The sequence below is a fragment of the Zhongshania guokunii genome (assembly GCF_040892635.1).
Lineage (GTDB): Bacteria > Pseudomonadota > Gammaproteobacteria > Pseudomonadales > Spongiibacteraceae > Spongiibacter > Spongiibacter guokunii.
Map to the genome: position 1 here is coordinate 364165 of NZ_JBFRYA010000001.1, position 18989 is coordinate 383153.

Genomic DNA, 18989 nt, shown 5'->3' on the forward strand with positions numbered 1-18989 from the left:
AATGTTACCGCTTGTTAATGGTGGCACTGTAAATAAAATTCTTGACTAGTTTTTAATCTAATATTAATGTCCCATTAATAAATGATACATATATTCAAGTCATATAAAAATAATCGATTAGAGGTTTCTTATGAGTAATCGCTCCATTTCAGCTCTGTGCTGGCCGTTTATTGTTTGTGCTTTGCCATCGGCGGTCGATGCGGCGATGCTCGAGGAGGTCGTGGTCACCGCCCAGCACCGCACCCAAAGTTTGCAAGATGTTCCAGTGTCGGTGAGCGCAATTGGCGGCGACAAAATGATGGAAGCTGGCATTAATCGCATGGAGGATTTGCAGGCATATGTTCCCAATTTAACCGTTACCGAGAGTGGTATTAGCACCGATATTTATATCCGGGGTATTGGCACCGGCATGAATCAGGGCTTTGAGCAATCGGTAGGTATGTATGTTGATGGTATTTATTACGGCCGAGCGCAGCTAGCTCGCGCGCCATTTCTCGACTTGGCAAGGGTAGAGGTGTTGCGCGGCCCGCAAAACATCTTGCATGGTAAAAATAGTATAGCCGGTGCTGTGAACCTAATTACGGCTGATGCTACCGAGTACTTTGAAGGTTTGCTTTCGACGCTGTTCGAGCCAAATTTTGACGAAAAAGTCTATGACTTGATGTTGTCTGGCCCTTTGACGGACACGGTTGGTGTGCGTTTCTCTGCTCGCTTGCGTGAGTACGGCGGTTTTATGGAGGACTTGTTCCAAAATATAGATGGCCCTCAATACGATCAGCAAACCTATCGGTTAAAAATGAACTGGCAGGCAACTGACGCGACCAAGGTTGCTTTGAAAGTGGAGCTTGGTAGTTTCGACTCGCTAGGTCGTCAGGGGGAGATTATTAATGATGAGCCCTCGACCTCTGATGTATTTTTGTTTACCGGCCGTACCGAATCAGAAATTCTCGATGATACCCAGTTCCCTGGGGTTGTAAATGTGGATACCGATGAGTCAGTTCGCAATAATTATCAAGATTATAAATCGGCCACTAATGGTAACTACAGTAATAACGACACCACTAATTTAACATTAAACCTGACCAATATTACTGAAGATGGCCATGAGTTTACTGCCATCACAGGCTATCTGCATTATGAATACAATGATCTCTGCGATTGTGATGCGACCCCCGCTAAATTATTTAAGCTAGAGTTGGCTGAAGATTACTCTCAGTTCAGCCAAGAGCTGCGCTGGGTTTCCCCTGCTGGAGAGGATATTGAATACATTGGTGGCATCTACTTGCAGCGTAATGAACTCGATTTTCGCGATAAATTAATTCAAGACTCCGATGTGGTGGTGCAGCTGCTTAATGCCGCTGATTACACCGAAGCCGGTGCGCGCGGTGATATCGACCCTAATCCACTAGGCGGTTCGCTAGAGGAGATTGCAGGTGTTGGCGACGCCGGCAATGCAGTTGAAAATATAACTGCTCCGCGGCAGTTTTTAAGTACATCAAATATCTTTTCTGCTTTTTTGCAAGCCACCTTTCACTTCGGTGACGATTGGCGGATGACCTTGGGTGGGCGCGAAACATTCGAGAAAAAAACCGGTCGGCGCAAGCTTGATTTGGCTGATTTGGATGGTAATTCACTGCCGATTGGCGAGGTCGATACGGTCTCTGCTATCTCATTTTCTGCTGAGCGTCACGATCTTCGCGGGAGCCGTACCGAAAACTCGTTCTCGCCACTGTTGAATTTTCAGTGGGATTATTCGCCAGACGGCATGGCCTACTTTACTGCTACCAAGGGTGTTAAGGCGGGGGGCTTTGATGCGCGCTCTAATATGTCGCCAAGCGATGAGCCGACGCCTGCGAATCCTAATGCGCTAATTACGAACCAGCGGGTTTTGGTAGGCACGTTTGAATACGAAGAGGAGGAGGCGAGCAGTCTCGAGCTGGGTCTGAAAACGGGCTTGCTGGATGGCGCAGCGGAGATAAACCTTGCCGCGTTTTATACCCAGTACGAGAATCTTCAGATCAGTATCTTCGATGGCACCCTTGGTTTCAACGTAGGTAACGCCAAAGAGGCGGTTACCATGGGTATTGAAATGGATGGTCGCTGGCAGTTAACGGATTACTTGAGCCTTGGTGGAGCGCTCGCGGTTATGGAGTTTGAATTTACCGATTTTGAAAATGGTCAGTGTCAGCAAGATCAAGCGCCGACGTCTGCTAATGGCGTGAATTGTGATTACACAGGTATGAGTAATCAGTATGTTGCAGATTGGTCGGGTACTTTTTTGGTGGGCTATGTAAGACCAATTAGCCAAACCTTGGGGATTGGTATGGGTTTGGATTTTGTATTTACGGATAAGTACAACCCATCTTCAAACCTAGATCCGAGGGTTGAACAAAATGGTTTTATTAAAGTAAATGGCCGCTTGGGTATTGGTGCGATCGACAAACACTGGGAGTTGGCGCTGGTTGGTAAAAACCTCACTGACGAAGTGATTATTGTTTATGCCGCCGATACGCCTTTGTCTAAGACTATTTTCGGCGCTACTAGTCACACGGGCTTCTTAGAGCCGCCTCGCTCAATAGCTATGCAGTTTACCTATCGTATGTAAGTTGGGGCAGTGCTGCTAGTCAGCGCTGTTGCTCTCGAATTTAATTGCTTGGTGCTGAATTAATGTTAAATCTAAAAAATATTTTATTATGTCTCGGTTTGATTTTTTCCACGGGTGTTGCTCATGCTGCTGAATGGGAACTTGCCAAGGACGCGGATAATATAAAGGTCTTTACTGCGGTGATCGCGGGTTCGGACTACAAGGCTTTTCGCGGTGAAACTATTATTAATGCGGAGCTTAATCAGCTGATGGCAGTATTGGATGATACCGCCAATTTTGTGCAGTGGATGTATAACTGTAAAGCGCCGAAACTGCTTTATAAAGCAAGTCTATTGGATCGCTACCAGTACCTGCAAAATGACTTTCCGTGGCCTGCCAAAGATCGAGAGATGATTTTGCGCAATGAAATCAGTCAAGACCCGCAGAGTCGTGTTACAACTGTAAAGTTAAGTTCGGTCGTCGCTGATAAATTGCCGGCGGCGGCTCAGCAATCGCTACCAAGCGTTGACGGTGTTGTGCGTATGGGTGAGGTTAATGGTTTTTTCGAGTTGACTCCCCTAGACGCTATTCAGACCAAGGTGGTATTTCAGCTGCATTTAGATCCGGGTGGTGGCTTGCCGTCGGGCTTGGTGAATAGTCAAATTGTCGACAACCCTTACGAAACGCTCAAGGCGCTGCGCACACAAGTAGCACGGCCAAAATACGCTAATTTCAACCCCTTCTGAATGGCTCGCCTCTAATACCCGTGATGGTGTATTTCGCTATAGCGGCAATTTGCTCAACACCTAATTACTTGCTCATTATTCAACCAAAAAGCTTGACACTGAATGATGTCACATATACTGTTACATCATTAAGTGTTACATAATAAAATGGTTTTAAAAAGGAGTGTGTTATGGAAGGTCGCAACAAAACAATAGTTCAGCCCGTGCGTCGTAATCTAGAATTTAATCTACCTAAAGAGCGTATTGGTGATTGGCACGCTGGTGGTGCTCATATAACCCACTTTTTTAATGCCTTATCTATTTTTTTCCCGGACGGGGAGCGGTTTTTTATCGACAGTGTTCGCCACTACCGAGGCCGTATTCAAGATCCCGAATTAAAAGAATCAGTGCGCGGATTTATTGGGCAAGAAGCTATGCACGGGCGCGAGCATGAAGAGTATAACCAAGCGCTAGTTGATAAAGGTCTACCTGCGGATCGCTACGGCCGAATTGTTGTGCGTCTACTCGGCTTTTTTACTCGTTTTACACCCAAAATATCGCAACTTGCTGGAACAATAGCGCTTGAGCATTTAACTGCGATTCTAGCCAATATGGTGCTTAGTGAGCCTCGTATTCTTAAGAATGCTGAGCCGCGGTTTGCCGCGCTGTGGAAGTGGCATGCGCTGGAAGAAACCGAGCACAAAGCCGTTGCCTACGATGTGTTTCAACAGGTAACCGGTGGTGGTTTATTGGCCTACATTCAGCGCTGTACTGCGCTGTTAACGGCAACATTTATTTTTTGGTTGATGGTGATTCCTTTTCATATCGGTCTCGTGCGTAAAGAGGGGCAAGCGCTTAATTTACGTGGTTGGCTTGGTGTGATTAATTTTCTATGGGGCTCGCCGGGGGTCCTGCGTCGTACTATTCCCGATTGGCTCGACTACTTTAAACCAGGTTTTCATCCTTGGGATCACGATAATGCCCACTTCCTTGCCGGTGTCGATGCCTTGGTCACGGAAGTTGATGCTTATGGCGCAGTCGCGGGTGCGGGTGCGGCAGCATGACAGGTGCTAATGCCCAAAGGGAAGAAAATGACGCGGCGCTTGTGCTGTTTAAGGAGCTAAGTGAACAGTTTCACAAAACCCCGCTAAGCACAGTGGATCCCGTTTTGGTGCGGGCGTGGCGTCCTAGGACCAGTTTATGGCAGCGTATGCTGCCATTGTTTGCACTGCAGGCAGGGCTTAAAACGGAATATAGTCAGGTTGATGGTCATCAATTGCATTATTGGGTGGGTGGTCTTTTGTCAGGTCCGGTGGTGGTGCTACTGCATGGCTTTGGCTCTAATAAAGAAAACTGGGCATTTCTTACTGGTAAATTAGCTAAGAAATACCGCCTGTTGGTGCCGGATCTTCCTGGTTTTGGGCAAAGCGACTTTGTGCCCAGTGCCGATTACCATCTTGCTGCACAAGCCGACAGGGTGGCCGCATGGTTGAAGGGCTTAGGTATTGAATGTGCACATTTCGTGGGTAGTTCTATGGGCGGCGCAATCGCTGCGCAAGTTGCAGCTCGGCACCCAAGTTTAGTCGCGAAGTTGTGTTTAATGAATGCGGTGGGCGCCCCTGGCAAACATCTTACCCAATTGGAAAGTGGGCTTGCCGCCGGGGTGAATTATTTGGCGCCGACCCGCGCTAAAGACGCGTGGCAATTATTTGCGATTGTCCTGCACCCCCAGCGGCGCTTGCTTGGTCTGCTTTTTTCATTATTGATGGGCGGGGTAATGAGTCAACGCAAAATGCCCAATGATTTTTTGTTCTGCAAATTGGTCGACTCTTTTGCGGATACTTACCGCCAGTTGCCATCGATCTCTGCGCCAACCTTGGTGTTGTGGGGGGATTCCGATCAAGTGTTAGATGCGAGCTGTGCCGAGGTGTTTTGCGAACGGATTACAGGCGCCAAAGCCATGGTTTTACCTGCAGTTGGTCACCTTCCTATGTTGGAGGTGCCAGGCATTACCGCCCGAGTATTGCACGATTTTTGGCGCGCTAATTAGAAGCGAGAATGACTATGTCTAATAATAATGATGCCACCGCTGTGCGGGAGGTCGCCATCATTGGTGCCGGATTCGGCGGTATTGGTTTAGCGATCCGCTTGCAGCAGCAAGGTGTTCAAGATTTTGTGATTTATGAACAAGCGGCAGATGTTGGCGGCGTATGGCGCGACAATATTTATCCTGGTGCCGCTTGTGATGTGCCATCGCATTTGTATTCCTTTTCTTTTGAGCCCAACCCAGATTGGGGGCGCAGCTACGGCCCGCAAGAAGAGATACATCGCTATTTGCAGCACTGCGCTAAGAAGTATCAGTTAAGCAAGCATATTAAGTTTAGCACCGCGGTGCGTGCACTCGATTTTTGTGAAAACACTGGCTTGTGGAAAATTACCTTGGCGAATGACCAACACGCCAAGGCGCGTGCGGTGGTGCTGGCGATAGGCGCGCTAAATATACCTCAATACCCAGAAATAGAGGGCATTGAAAAGTTTGGCGGCAAAATTATGCACACCGCTGAGTGGGATCCCGATTATGCGCTTGAGGGCAAGCGCGTTGCGGTGATCGGTACCGGTGCTAGCGCTATTCAGGTGGTGCCGGCGATTCAGCCTGAGGTCGCGTCACTTGCTTTGTTTCAGCGCACGCCGCCATGGGTTATGCCAAAATTTGACCGTCCTCAGAGTGCGGCTCGGCAGGATCGACTGCGGCGTTGGCCAGTTCTGCAAAAAGTGATTAGAAGTCTGCAATATTTACTGGCCGAAAGTGTGGTGCCGGCGTTTATGTGGGACAGTTTCCTAACGCGGTTTGGCGAGTCAATGGGACGGCGTTATTTGCAGAAGGTCGTCGCTGATCCTCAGCTTAGAAAACAGCTTACGCCGAATTATGCGATGGGCTGTAAGCGAGTGCTGTTGTCTGATAATTATTATCCAGCGCTGACGCAAAAGAATGTGAGTTTGCTGAGTGCAGGGGTTAGCCATCTTGATGAATCTGCGATTTACAGTAGTGACGGTAACCGTCTAGAGGTAGATGCTATTGTGCTTGCCACCGGATTTAAAGTGCCAGTGTCCGGCGCGCCGATGCCAGTGCGGGGCTTAGCTGGGCGGGAACTCAATGATGATTGGGCGACAGGCTCCCAAGCGTACAAGGGGGTGGCCGTATCTGGCTATCCAAATTTGTTGTATATCATGGGCCCGAATACGGGGCCGGGAAATACCTCGGTTATCTTTTATATCGAGTCGCAAATTCATTATATTTTGCAGTATTTACGGGCCTTGCGCGCCAATCCCAATGAATATATGGATGTAAAGTCTGGGGTCCAAAAGAACTTCAATGAAGATGTGCAGCGCCGTTTCAAGGGCACAACGTGGACCTCTGGCTGTAATAGTTGGTATTTAACTGCCGACGGTAAAAACACCACTTTGTGGCCGAGCTTCTCGTGGCAGTATCGCTTGCGCACTCGTCATTTTGCGAGTGTGGAATACGAATTTATAGAGGTAGGCAGCGCGAGTGCTTGTGAATCAGAATCTGGCGACGAGCTAGCGGCGCTGGGTTAGCGATGTAGTGCAAGGGGGTACGGGTGAAAAATTTTAAGAATAAAGTCATCGCGGTTACGGGTGCGGCGTCGGGTATCGGCCGCGCCTTAGTTGAAGGTTTGCTTGCCGGTGGCGCAAGAGTTGCAGCTTCTGATGTTGATGATGCTAATTTGCAAAGATTGCGAGAATTTGGCGTGGCAGCCGACCTGCTGCTATCCAAGGTAGATGTCAGTGATCAGGCTGCAATGCAGCGGTGGGTTGTAGAAATTAAGGGCCATTTTGGCGCGGTCGATGGGGTGATTAATAATGCAGGGGTGGCGCTAAGTTGCCATGCGGCAGATCAACCTCGGGCGCAAATGGAGTGGTTGTTTAATATTAATTACTGGGGGGTGATAAACGGCGTCGAAGCTTTTTTGCCGGAGCTGTTACGTCGCCCAGAGGCCTGTATCGTCAATATTTCATCGCTGTTTGGCTTGATGTCGGTGCCGTCGCAGTCTGCTTATAATGCGGCAAAATTTGCGGTGCGCGGCTATTCTGAATCACTAAGGCAAGATTTGCGGAACACCTCGGTAAGCGTGGTGACGGTGCACCCTGGTGGGATTCAAACCAATATCGCCAATAACGGTCGGCATCTGCACTCGATAACCGGCAAGGCTGAGGATCGCGAAAAAACCGCTGCTTTATTTAACAGCATTGCGGCGACTAGTCCAGAGCAGGCTGCTAAAAAAATCATGCGCGGTATGCAGAAGTCTAAGGCGCGAGTGTTGATCGGTAGCGATGCGTGGTTGTTAGATAAAATTCAGCGCCTGTTTCCCGCTTGCTATGACCGTTTGCTCGTGCCGGTGATGAATATCGGCACGCGCATGGCCTTAAAGCGAGTTTGAGGCTTAGTCTTTACTGGGGATGGCGTAGGGTAGTTCAGTTACCGTGAGTAGCGTTGAGCTGTCGGAAAAATGAATTTGCTTACCGGCCACGGCGTCTTCAGTTAGCACCGCCAAGAGCGCACTGCTCTGATCGCCACCGACCATGCTCACTAAATTGCCGATACTTTGCTCGGCGTCGCCACCAAATAATTCCGTTCCCGCTGGGTAGTTAAGCCCACTAGCGGGAACTGTTGCTTTATAAAGGCGGCGCTTGAGTTTGCCGCGGTATTGCATGCGGGCAACCACTTCTTGGCCGGTATAGCAGCCTTTGCTAAAGCTGACCCCACCAATCACTTGGTAGTTCAGCATTTGCGGAATAAACATGTCTTGGCTGCTAGCGCAGACCTCGCCGATACCTGCTGCGATATTAAGCGACTCCCAGTAGTCTGCATTGCAAATTTGAGCAGTTGGGCTGAGTTGCTGCCAAATATCGGTCGCTTGGTCGCAGGGCCCCCAGTATTCAAAGCGCTCACCAGCCTCGTCTAGCTGCACAACAATACCCTTGTCGCTGCTGACCTGTGCCATTGCTTTTTTCGGTAGCTGCTCAAAAATAGCCTGTAAATTTTGACGGGCCAATTTACCGCTAATACCGATGGCAACGCGCTCGTCGCTGGCATTGCGGATCTTGGCTTTGGAAAAAACAATGTATTTGGCGAGAGTGTCGCGGCCGCTGTCTGCGGTGTCGGCACTTAGCCGCAGCAGTGCTATTTCTGGGCTGGCCATGCCGGCAGTGAAGCTAATGACCATGCGGCCTTTTATATTGCAGTAGCTGCCTAGCGAAGCTTGCTCGGTGCTTATTGTTCGCCAGTCGCAGGTGGTTTGGCCCTGCAAAAACTTACTGCAATCTGGGCCTTCTATGGCGAGAAAGCCATATTGACTGAGCGGGCTGAGTTGTAGCAGGTCTGGATTTATTTGCGGCTGAACGTCGGTTTGCCAATAGCGACCGTCTCGGATTTCGCTGGCTGGGTGCTGGGTGCTGAGGTACTGCCAAAATGTGTTCATAGTGTCTCAATGGTATCGCTGTCGAGATTAAATGCGTGGCTGAGTTGCACTGCTGTGTGCTGAGCGCAGATTGACGCTATAATACGCGTTTTGCGCGCAGTTAGCTTAAGCGGGCAGTGACGTAGTGGAAAATAATGGTTTCGGAAAACGAGTTCAAGCGAATTTGCTGGGCCTGCCGTCGTGGCATGCTGGAATTAGATCTGGTTATGGAGCCCTTTGTCCAAAAGCGCTTTCGTGACCTTGATGAGGAGGATCAGCAGCGCTTTATTAAGCTGCTAGAGTGTGAAGACACAGAGCTGTTTAGCTGGTTTCTGGGCCGCGTTGAGCCTGAGGATCCAGAGCTCGTGAAAATTGTACGAATGATCAATGCGTACGCCAAAGCCTCTGCTTCTTGAGTTAAAGCCCTCGCGCTGGCTTGCCGCTTATCTATTACTGGTACACGGCTTGGTGGGCGGGGTTTTGCTGGTGATTTTGCCAAGTGCGCTAGCAGCGCTCGGCTTGCTTGCTGCAGTTTTAAGCGCCCGTTACTATTGGCGGCGGTATATTGATTTTGCCGTTCCAGATGCCGTGCCCCTGCTAAAATTTGCAGATAATCGCTGGCAGATTTTATGTCCAGGCGCGCAAAAATTTGAAAGTGTGGAATGGTTGGATGCTACGATTCTGCGCTATTTGGTGGTGCTGCGTTTTCGCGATTTGGCGGGGCGGGGTGTAAATGTCAGTATTTTGGCTGATCAGTTAGACCCCGAGGTTTTTCGTCGCTTGCGTCAAGTAGCCGGCTTTGCGCGGCTGTCTCATCCCCTTTAATTGAGCACCTTTCTGTAATTTTTTGGGGTGAGAATGGTGTCTACTGGAGTGTCGAGGGTCTCAGGGTAGTCAAGCGTAAAGTGTAGGCCGCGGCTCTCTTTGCGCTCCATAGCTGAGCGAATAATCAACTCGGCAACCACTGCAAGGTTGCGCAGTTCAAGCAAATCATTGCTTACTTTGTAATTGGAATAATACTCGTCAATTTCCTGCTGGAGCAGGGCGGCGCGGTTTAAGGCGCGCTGCAGGCGTTTATTGGTGCGCACAATCCCCACGTAATCCCACATAAAGCGGCGCAGCTCATCCCAGTTGTGAGATATGACTACGTCTTCGTCGGAGTCAGTGACTTGAGACTCATCCCACGGCAGCGCTATTTCGGGTAATGGCAGGCTATCGAGCTGTGCTTGAATGTCCTTGGCCGCCGATGTGCCGTAAACAAAACATTCCAGCAACGAGTTACTGGCTAGGCGATTGGCGCCGTGCAGGCCGGTGAAAGAAGTTTCGCCAATGGCGTATAGCGCAGGGATGTCGGTGCGGCCGTTTTGGTCGACCATTACACCGCCGCAGGTATAGTGGGCTGCCGGTACTACCGGTATTGGTTCGCGACCAATATCAATGCCGAGCTCAAGGCAGCGGGCTTTGATGGTAGGGAAGTGCTCAAGCAAAAATTCTGAGGACTTATGGCTAATGTCTAAATAGACGCAGTCGCTGCCGAGGCGCTTCATCTCATGGTCAATGGCCCGTGCCACTACGTCGCGGGGCGCTAGCTCGCCGCGTTCGTCGTAGCGAAACATAAAGCGTTCACCCGTGGCAGACAGCAGTTTGCCGCCCTCGCCGCGAATGGCTTCGGTTATCAAAAAGGATTTTGCCTTGGGGTGGTAGAGGCAAGTTGGGTGAAACTGATTGAACTCCATATTGGCAATTCGACAGCCCGCGCGCCATGCCATGGCGATACCGTCGCCGCTGGCGCCGTCGGGGTTGCTGGTATAGAGATAGGCTTTGTTAGCGCCGCCAGTTGCTAAAACCACTACTTTGGCGTGGAACAATCCGACGTGACCGCTGTCTCTATTGAGCACGTAGGCTCCGTGGCAGCGATTGTTACGCACCACTAAGTCGATGGCGACATGCCCAGTGAAAATTTCTATATTTGGATTTTCTAGGGCGCGCTGCGTCAGTGTTTCTGATACCGCGCGGCCAGTGGCGTCTGCGGCGTGAATGATTCTACGCTGGCTGTGACCGCCTTCTCTGGTAAGATGGAAGGCGTCGCCGTGTTGTTCATAGCGACTAAATTGAACGCCTTGGGACAGTAGCCATTTAATACTGTCACTACTATTTTTAACCGTAAAGCGCACGCTGTCCTCGTGACAGAGCTGAGCGCCAGCGATGAGGGTATCGCTTACATGTGCGTCAACGGTGTCGCCGTCGTGAAGAACGGCGGCAATTCCCCCTTGTGCCCAGTAGGTAGAGCCTGCATTAAGTTCGCCCTTGCAGATAACTGCAATGCGAGCGCTGGCGGCAAGATGGAGCGCCAGAGTGAGACCTGCGGCACCGCTGCCTACCACCAGAACGTCGTGGGAGTGGTAATGGTTCATTGCTGGTATTTGCTCCTGCCACAGTGCGGCTATAATATGCCGCTGGGATGTGAATTGGCGCAAAGTATACTGATACGCCGTCGCCTTACCAATATTTGCCTGCAGTTTGGTCGCATAAAAAGGTTTAACTGCCGAAAAGGGATACGATGACAGAACTTCTTTTGACCATCACGGTCTATTCAACAGATGCTGCCGAAGGGCTGACGGTGAGCAAATATGGCCCAGCCTAAACAGACGGATCAGCAGCTGGTTGAGCGAGTGCAAAAAGGCGACAAACGCGCTTTTGACCTCCTTGTTCTTAAATACCAGCATAAGATATTTGGTTTGATTTCACGCTACGTGAAAGATAACGATGAGATTCAGGACGTCGCTCAAGAAGCCTTCGTTAAGGCGTATCGAGCCCTGCCCAAGTTTCGCGGAGACAGTGCTTTTTATACGTGGTTATACCGGATTGCCATTAACACGGCTAAAAACTATCTGGTTGCCCGCAACCGCCGTCCGCCGGGTGTGGATGTTGATGCCGCCGATGCGGAGTATTTTGATGGCCCCTCCGCCCTCAAAGATATCGAAACACCGGAGAACCATCTATACGGTGAAGAGCTTAGAAAGGTGGTCCAGGATGCGATTAAGGCACTACCCGAGGATTTGCGTTCGGCTTTGAGCTTGCGTGAGTTCGATGGCTTAAGTTATGAAGATATTGCATCGGTCATGGACTGCCCGGTGGGTACGGTTCGGTCACGAATATTTCGTGCCCGTGAGGCAGTGGATGTGCGAATTAAGGCCCAGATTAGTGGCGAAGAGGTGGAAGTATGAGCGATACCGTTAGAGAATCACTGTCAGCACTGATGGATGGTGAGACCAACGAGCTTGAGTTGCGGCGTATTCTTAGTGCAGACCAAAATATGGTTCGTCGCGAATGGGCTGACCTGCATCGTGGCCAAGAGCTAGTGAAAGGCGATGATCAGCGTTTCGCCGGCTGGGATATTTCAGCGCGGGTGATGTCTGAGATTGCCGATGACGAAACGGCGAAGGGCGGTATAGGCAGCTGGAAACAAGTGATTTCTGGTTTGGCTGTCGCGGCCAGCGTCGCCACGGTAGTTGTTGTGGGCTCAATGGGGGGCGATATGTTCGGCGGCGCAACACCTAAGCTTGCCGATAATAATGGCATGAGCGGCCGAGTTTATCCTGCTACAGCCTCTGCGGCAGTTGGTGGTGTGGCAGTTAGCGCTCAGGCTCAGGGGTCACCTGCTGGTCCGCTGCTTAATGATGATGCCGAGGCGCGCAAGCGTTTTGAAGCGTATTTGCGCAAGCATACTGATCGGGCTGCGTTTAATAATGGTCAGGGCATGGTTTCTTATGCCCGCGTGGTATCTCAGGAGTCTAAATAGCGTGAGATTGCGGCTTGCTGTTGTTGCGATGAGTTTGATGTTTGGTAGCGCCTATACCATTAGCTTGGAGTCTGACGCGGAAAGTCAGGAGTTCAGCGCTGGAGTAGGCAGCGAGTTACTTAACCAGATGACGCACAGTCACCGCGAGCTCAATTATCGCGCAATTGTTAGTTATCAGGTGGGCGATCAGTTGAATAGCTATCGTATTACCCATACTGTTCGCGATGGCAAAGAGTTTGAATCTCTTGAATCCCTTGATGGGAGTCATCAGGATCTGGTCTATCACGGCCACGACATCAACTGCGTTCATCCTGGCCCGCAATTAATTCGCCTGTTTGGCGGCGAAGAGGAACAGGGCTTCTATCGTTATTACGATCTCGATGTGAAAGGTGCGGCGCGTGTTGCCGGTAGAGAAGCCGTTACGCTGATGATTCGCCCTCGTGACGTTTATCGCTTGGGCTATAAATTATCTCTCGATAAAGAAACCGGTTTGCTCTTGCGTTCGGATATTGTTAACCAGCAGGGTAAGGTTTTAGAACGATTTCAATACGTTATGCTGGATTTGAATATTTCTGCTGATGAGCCAGTAGTTGCTGACGCGCGTGAAGTACAGCATCGTGATATTAAACCGGATGGCGTCGCGGTGCAGGCGATAGCGCGTCGCTGGCAGCCAAATTGGATTCCAGCTGGGTTTACCTTGGCGCAATCGGAAAACAACGACGAAGCTGCGATGACCTATACAGACGGCTTGGCAGTGATGTCGGTGTTTGTGGAGCCACTGGTGAACACCGAGGCGGGGCAGGCAGTTATTGCCGAAGGCGGCATGCGTCGCGGCGCCTCGGTAAGTTATACGGTAGCTTTTCCTGATCAGGGCCGCTTTGCTACGGTGGTAGGTGAAGTGCCCATGTTAACGGCCAAGCAGGTGGCAAAATCCTTAACGTGGGCTGTGCAGTGATTAGCGAAACAGGGCGTGTTGTGGGTATCGATCAGGATGCGCTGTGGGTCGAAACAATTCAGCGCAGTACCTGTAGCAGCTGTAGCGCGCAAAAGGGCTGTGGCCAGGGATTGATGAACAAGGCGCTGGACGGTCGTCGGAACCAGTTGCGGGTTAAGCTTGGTGGGCAAAGTGCTGATGATTTTCAGTTGGACGATCAGCTTGAGATTGGTATTCCAGAGCGCGCCTTAGTTGGCGGTGCAATGGTCGTGTATTTGTTGCCTTTATTTACGATGTTGGCGGCGATGGCAGGGGTTAGTCATTATTTTGTGGGTGACGTTGCTGCAGCAATTGGCGCCTTGCTTGGTTTTGTGGCGGGCATGGTACTGCTCGGGCTTCATGCGCGCTTGATTAGCGATAATCCAGCATATCAACCTCAGATTTTGGCAAAAAAGCCATCTGTAACCGCTCAGTCGGTGTCGGTATACGATTCCTCCTATTCAGTTTAAGTCTATTCATAGCTTACAACCCTGCCTTTGCGCTACAATCGCGGCCCTGAATTTTCATTATTTTCGTAGCCCTGAGGTATAAACCGAGCGTGCCTAGTCTCGATTTGATTCGTAATTTTTCTATCATCGCCCATATTGACCACGGTAAATCGACCTTAGCGGATCGTTTTATACAAACCTGTGGCGGCTTGACCGCGCGTGAAATGTCCGCGCAGGTTCTCGATTCCATGGATATTGAGCGGGAGCGGGGCATTACCATTAAAGCCCAATCGGTCACCCTTAATTATCTGGCTGACGACGGTAAAACCTACCAGTTAAATTTCATCGACACGCCAGGTCACGTCGACTTCTCCTATGAAGTTTCGCGCTCGCTGGCGGCCTGTGAGGGGGCGTTACTTGTGGTTGATGCCGCTCAGGGTGTTGAAGCACAGTCGGTGGCTAACTGTTACACGGCAATAGAGCAGGGCCTTGAGGTTTTACCTATTCTTAATAAAATGGATTTGCCCCAAGCGGACCCCGATAAAGTTAAGCACGAAATTGAAGAGATTATCGGTGTTGACGCCTCCGAGGCGGTAGCGGTGTCTGCCAAGTCTGGGATGGGTATTCACGAAGCGCTGGAACATTTGGTTGCTAAAATACCGCCGCCAGTTGGCGATACAGATGCACCCTTGCAGGCGCTTATTATCGACTCTTGGTTCGATAACTACCAAGGTGTTGTTTCTCTTGTTCGCGTTAAAAATGGCACTCTCAAGCGTGGCGATAAAATCATCAGCAAGACCTTGGGCAAACCACAGATTGTCGACGTGGTGGGTATCTTTACACCCAAACAGACTTCGACCGGCATTCTTAAAGCGGGTGAGGTAGGCTTTATTATCGCCGGTATTAAGGATATTCACGGTGCGCCGGTGGGGGACACCTTTACCCATGCATCAACACCAACTGTGCCAGCTTTGCCGGGTTTTAAAAAGGTAAAGCCGCAGGTCTATGCTGGTCTATTTACTGTTTCGACCGAAGATTACGAAGATTTTCGCGATGCACTCAGTAAATTAACACTGAACGATGCGTCCTTGTTTTATGAGCCCGAGAGCTCTGATGCACTGGGTTTTGGATTCCGCTGTGGTTTCCTTGGCACCTTGCATATGGAAATTATTCAGGAACGCCTAGAGCGAGAATATGATTTAGATCTGATTACCACTGCGCCGACGGTTATTTATGAAGTCCTAAAGAAAAATGGCGAAATAGTCATGGTCGATAATCCCTCGTCTATGCCTGATCCGGGTGAGCTTGAAGAAACTCGCGAACCGATTGCACGTGTAAATATTCTGGTGCCACAGGAGCACTTGGGTAATGTGATAACGCTGTGTGCATCGAAACGCGGTATCCAGAAAGACATGCAGTTTTTAGGGCAGCAGGTATCGCTTAATTGGGAAATTCCGATGAGTGAGGTTGTACTGGACTTTTTTGACCGTTTAAAATCAGTAAGCCGCGGTTTTGCCTCATTGGATTATAGTTTTGAGCGTTTCGAAGCTGCTAATCTAGTAAAACTTGATGTGTTGATAAACGGTGATCGAGTAGATGCGCTAGCAATGATTGTCCACCGTGATATCGCCCAGAGCCGCGGCCGCGCGTTAGTTGAAAAAATGCAGGAATTGATTCCACGACAAATGTTTGACGTGGCTATTCAGGCGGCGATTGGCGGTCAGGTAATTGCTAGGCAAACGGTTAAAGCGCTGCGTAAAAACGTGACGGCAAAGTGTTACGGTGGCGATGTGTCTCGTAAACGCAAGCTGTTAGAAAAACAAAAAGCGGGTAAAAAGCGCATGAAGCAGGTGGGTAATGTTGAAATCCCCCAGTCGGCGTTTTTAGCTGTGCTCAATATTGATGGTTAAAGGAAAATAGCCGCATGGTAAATTTGATTCTGATCTCTGTTGCGGCGCTATCTTTAGTCGTATGGTTATTTCAAGAAATTAAGGGCCGCAGGCAAATGCAGCAGGCTCTGCAATGGTGTTCTGAAAAGCGCACCGCGAGTGATGCTGCAAGCCTGCGTCAACAAGCCCTGCCAAGCTGGTTGGAGTGGAGCTATAGAGTTGTGCTGCTTGGCTGGTTTGCGTGGATTGCCAGTGTCGTACTTATTAAGGACGGCGACTTTGCCTTAGCACTAGTAGTACTGACCATTATTGCAGGAATAATCGGTGGTCTTGATCGCTTTGTTTTTGAAAAAGGCCGCCAAGCTTATGTCAGCGCCGGTAAAGTGGCGGTGTACATCACTTATTTCATTAAACAAGATCAAGAGTCGCTCAAAGCTGATTTCGGTGGTGCGCTGCCGATTGCTGAAAACGCACGATCTTTTTTTCCAGTGCTGCTTGTGGTGTTGGTTTTACGTTCCTTTGTAATCGAACCCTTCCAAATTCCGTCCGCGTCAATGGTGCCGAGCTTGGAAGTGGGTGATTATATACTTGTTAATAAGTTTAATTACGGGCTGCGTCTGCCGGTTGTGGGTACCAAAATTTTTGAGGTGGGTGAACCTAAGCGCGGTGATGTAATGGTGTTTTTCCCGCCAAACGATAATCGCTATTTTATAAAGCGAGTTGTGGGCCTGCCTGGCGATGAAATACGCTATATTAATAAACAGCTATATATTAATGATGAGGCCGTTCAGCAAACTTTGCTGGCGGAAGTGCCGCCGCTACAGCCAGTAACTCAAGTGCTAAAAGAACAGTTGGATAATGTCGACCATTTAGTTCATCACGATAAGCGGATTTATCGCGGTGATTTTGTTACTACCGTTAAGCCTGGTCATTATTTCATGATGGGCGACAATCGCGATAATAGTAGTGATAGTCGCGTGTGGGGCCAGGTGCCCGAACAGAATATTGTCGGTCAGGCCTTTGCGATCTGGATGCACTGGGAGTCGTTTAATGATTTGCCGAACTTTAATCGCGTGGGCCGAATTCGCTAGCGAGAGTAGGAAACAATTATGAGAAAAAAGCAGCAGGGTATGAGTATGCTTGCCGCCCTATGTGTGTTGGGGGTGGTGTTGTTTTTTGCCACGGTAACCGTGCGGCTGGCGCCTATTTATGTGGACTACTGGACATTAAAGCGCATTATTGATGATGTCGCGAGTGAGAGCCGTAGCAGTGATGCGACCCCAGCGGGGATTCGAAAGGAGTTGTCTAGCCGCTTCATTACCAACCGTATTGAATCGATCTCACTGAGAGATATTAAAATTAGCGCCGATAAAAAAGGGGTGCTTATTGATGCTCGCCATGAAAAGCGAGTGCCCCTCATGTTTAATGTCGACGCTGTGGTGCGCTTTGATGAAGCCCAGTTTTTGGTACCTCACAGTTGAGCTTAGCTAGCCTCGACCAGCTCTGCCAAAAGATTGGCTATGAGTTTAAAGATACTAGTTTGCTGACGATGGCTGTGACCCATCGCAGTTTTAGTGCCGATAACAATGAGCGAATTGAGTTCTTAGGCGATTCGCTCTTGAATATGATTATTGCAGAAGCCCTATATCGACGCTTTCCAGGCATAGATGAAGGTGACCTTAGTCGCATACGCTCGGTTTTAGTGAGCGGAAAAACCCTTGCGACGATCGCCCTTGAGTTTGATTTGGGGCGTTACTTGCGTTTAGGTGCCGGTGAGAAAAACAGTGGTGGCCAGCGCCGCGCATCAACGCTTGCGGATGTAGTTGAGGCCTTGATCGGTGCAATTTATTTAGAATCTGGTTTTGATGTGTGTCGGGAGCGGGTGCTGGCTTGGTTTGCACCGCGCTTATCGGCCTTGAATCCAGAATCTAGCCATAAAGACGCCAAAACGCGGTTGCAGGAATTATTGCAAGCGCGCAAACAACCTTTGCCGAATTACCAACTAATTGAAACGGCTGGCGCTGACCACCAGCAAACTTTTGTGGTGGCCTGCTCGGTAAGCTTATTAACCTCGTCTGTTTCTGCCTCAGGTAGTAGCCGGCGCAAAGCCGAACAGGCAGCCGCCGAACAGGTGCTGTTGGCATTAAAGGAAGTAGAATGAGTGCTAGTGGAGAGAATACCGAGATGAGCGTACAGCGCTGTGGATATGTGGCTATTATTGGCCGCCCAAATGTCGGCAAATCAACTTTGCTGAATCATATATTGGGGCAGAAGCTTAGTATCACCTCGCGTAAACCCCAGACGACACGCCATCAAGTGCTTGGTATTAAGACCGAAGGGGAGGTCCAGGCGATTTATGTTGATACCCCCGGTATGCACTTGAAGGAAGAAAAAGCACTTAATCGCTATATGAATAAGGCGGCAAGTTCAGCGATTAAAGATGTGGATCTTATTTTGTTTTTGGTAGACCGCGATCGTTGGATCGATGACGATGATCTCGTATTGAAAATACTTGAGAATGCGCGTAGCCCAGTCGTGCTGGTGATTAATAAAGTCGATCGGCTTGATGATAAGGGGCAGCTTCTGCCCTTGATTACTAATTTGCAGAGTAAATACAAGTTTGCCGACGTAGTGCCAGTATCCGCCCTGCAGGGTCATAATCGTGAAGAACTTGAGAAAGTTATTGCACGCTTTTTGCCCGAAAGTATCCATATGTTTCCAGAAGATCAAATTACCAACCGCAGCGAGCGTTTTTTGGCGGCGGAGCTGGTGCGTGAAAAAATTATGCGTCAGTTGGGTGAGGAAATTCCCTACTCAATGACGGTGGAAATCGAAGAGTTTACTGAATCGCCACGCTTACTTGAAATCAGTGCTCTGATTTTAGTTGAACGCGACGGACAGAAAAAAATTATTATTGGTGAGGGCGGCAGTCGTCTTCGTCAAATTGGCACGGAAGCCCGTAAAGACATGGAGCGGGCTTTTGACAATAAGGTCATGCTGCGCCTGTGGGTAAAGGTTAAATCAGGCTGGTCAGACGATGAGCGTGCGCTGCGCAGCCTCGGTTATACCGATATTAATCTGAAGTAA

At 49.6% G+C, this 18989-nt stretch carries 19 protein-coding genes; 17 read left to right on the forward strand and 2 right to left on the reverse strand.

What is annotated here, in order from left to right; genetic code table 11:
* The first annotated feature begins 130 nt into the window (after window positions 1-130).
* The 6 genes from AB4876_RS01660 (at window position 131) to AB4876_RS01685 (ending at window position 7769) form a co-directional block, all read left to right on the forward strand.
* Window positions 131-2605, forward strand: coding sequence for a TonB-dependent receptor (locus AB4876_RS01660; RefSeq protein ID WP_368379915.1), 2475 nt, complete (start codon window positions 131-133; stop codon window positions 2603-2605).
* Window positions 2606-2667: 62 nt separating this feature from the next.
* Window positions 2668-3330, forward strand: a complete 663-nt coding sequence (locus AB4876_RS01665; protein WP_368379916.1) for an START domain-containing protein — start codon at window positions 2668-2670, stop codon at window positions 3328-3330.
* 170 nt (window positions 3331-3500) lie between these two features.
* The gene (locus AB4876_RS01670; RefSeq protein ID WP_368379917.1) at window positions 3501-4373 is read left to right on the forward strand and encodes a metal-dependent hydrolase; all 873 of its coding nucleotides are present in this window, start codon (window positions 3501-3503) and stop codon (window positions 4371-4373) included.
* On the forward strand, window positions 4370-5359 hold the full coding sequence (locus tag AB4876_RS01675; RefSeq protein ID WP_368379918.1) for an alpha/beta fold hydrolase: 990 nt from the start codon (window positions 4370-4372) through the stop codon (window positions 5357-5359). The genes AB4876_RS01670 and AB4876_RS01675 overlap by 4 nt, the downstream gene beginning before the upstream one ends.
* Window positions 5360-5373: 14 nt before the next feature.
* The gene (locus tag AB4876_RS01680) at window positions 5374-6906 is read left to right on the forward strand and encodes a flavin-containing monooxygenase (RefSeq protein WP_368379919.1); all 1533 of its coding nucleotides are present in this window, start codon (window positions 5374-5376) and stop codon (window positions 6904-6906) included.
* 23 nt (window positions 6907-6929) lie between these two features.
* Complete coding sequence (locus AB4876_RS01685) at window positions 6930-7769, forward strand: SDR family NAD(P)-dependent oxidoreductase (protein ID WP_301026694.1); 840 nt, start codon at window positions 6930-6932, stop codon at window positions 7767-7769.
* A gap of 3 nt (window positions 7770-7772) precedes the next feature.
* Here AB4876_RS01685 and ygfZ read toward each other — a convergent pair whose 3' ends face one another.
* Window positions 7773-8810 carry a CAF17-like 4Fe-4S cluster assembly/insertion protein YgfZ gene (gene ygfZ, locus AB4876_RS01690; protein WP_368379920.1) on the reverse strand — a complete coding sequence of 346 codons (1038 nt, stop codon included), beginning with the start codon at window positions 8808-8810 and terminating at the stop codon, window positions 7773-7775.
* A 134-nt stretch (window positions 8811-8944) separates the two neighbouring features.
* On the opposite strand from ygfZ, the gene AB4876_RS01695 reads away from it, so the two are divergent.
* Together AB4876_RS01695 and AB4876_RS01700 are read left to right on the forward strand one after the other, a co-directional pair.
* Complete coding sequence (locus AB4876_RS01695) at window positions 8945-9205, forward strand: FAD assembly factor SdhE (RefSeq protein WP_301026696.1); 261 nt, start codon at window positions 8945-8947, stop codon at window positions 9203-9205.
* Window positions 9177-9614, forward strand: a complete 438-nt coding sequence (locus tag AB4876_RS01700) for a protein YgfX (protein WP_368379921.1) — start codon at window positions 9177-9179, stop codon at window positions 9612-9614. Before AB4876_RS01695 ends, AB4876_RS01700 begins: the two co-directional genes overlap by 29 nt.
* Here AB4876_RS01700 and nadB read toward each other — a convergent pair.
* Window positions 9611-11203 carry an L-aspartate oxidase gene (gene nadB / locus AB4876_RS01705; protein ID WP_368379922.1) on the reverse strand — a complete coding sequence of 531 codons (1593 nt, stop codon included), beginning with the start codon at window positions 11201-11203 and terminating at the stop codon, window positions 9611-9613. The two genes, AB4876_RS01700 and nadB, sit on opposite strands and share 4 nt — an antisense overlap.
* 216 nt (window positions 11204-11419) lie before the next feature.
* Between nadB and rpoE the strand changes: the two genes are divergently transcribed.
* The 9 genes from rpoE (at window position 11420) to era (ending at window position 18989) form a co-directional block, all read left to right on the forward strand.
* Complete coding sequence (rpoE, locus tag AB4876_RS01710) at window positions 11420-12016, forward strand: RNA polymerase sigma factor RpoE (RefSeq protein WP_368379923.1); 597 nt, start codon at window positions 11420-11422, stop codon at window positions 12014-12016.
* Window positions 12013-12591 carry a sigma-E factor negative regulatory protein gene (locus AB4876_RS01715; RefSeq protein WP_368379924.1) on the forward strand — a complete coding sequence of 193 codons (579 nt, stop codon included), beginning with the start codon at window positions 12013-12015 and terminating at the stop codon, window positions 12589-12591. Before rpoE ends, AB4876_RS01715 begins: the two co-directional genes overlap by 4 nt.
* A gap of 1 nt (window position 12592) precedes the next feature.
* Window positions 12593-13546, forward strand: a complete 954-nt coding sequence (locus AB4876_RS01720) for a MucB/RseB C-terminal domain-containing protein (protein WP_368379925.1) — start codon at window positions 12593-12595, stop codon at window positions 13544-13546.
* Window positions 13543-14034, forward strand: a complete 492-nt coding sequence (locus AB4876_RS01725) for a SoxR reducing system RseC family protein (protein ID WP_368379926.1) — start codon at window positions 13543-13545, stop codon at window positions 14032-14034. The genes AB4876_RS01720 and AB4876_RS01725 overlap by 4 nt, the downstream gene beginning before the upstream one ends.
* A gap of 89 nt (window positions 14035-14123) precedes the next feature.
* Window positions 14124-15923, forward strand: a complete 1800-nt coding sequence (gene lepA / locus AB4876_RS01730; RefSeq protein ID WP_368379927.1) for a translation elongation factor 4 — start codon at window positions 14124-14126, stop codon at window positions 15921-15923.
* A 14-nt stretch (window positions 15924-15937) separates the two neighbouring features.
* Window positions 15938-16993 (forward strand): signal peptidase I, encoded by a 1056-nt coding sequence (lepB, locus tag AB4876_RS01735; protein WP_368379928.1) that lies wholly within the window; start codon window positions 15938-15940, stop codon window positions 16991-16993.
* 18 nt (window positions 16994-17011) lie between these two features.
* On the forward strand, window positions 17012-17383 hold the full coding sequence (locus AB4876_RS01740) for a DUF4845 domain-containing protein (RefSeq protein ID WP_368379929.1): 372 nt from the start codon (window positions 17012-17014) through the stop codon (window positions 17381-17383).
* Complete coding sequence (gene rnc / locus AB4876_RS01745) at window positions 17380-18063, forward strand: ribonuclease III (protein WP_368379930.1); 684 nt, start codon at window positions 17380-17382, stop codon at window positions 18061-18063. Before AB4876_RS01740 ends, rnc begins: the two co-directional genes overlap by 4 nt.
* A complete protein-coding gene (era, locus tag AB4876_RS01750) occupies window positions 18060-18989 on the forward strand; it encodes a GTPase Era (protein WP_368379931.1) in 930 nt (309 codons plus the stop codon). Before rnc ends, era begins: the two co-directional genes overlap by 4 nt.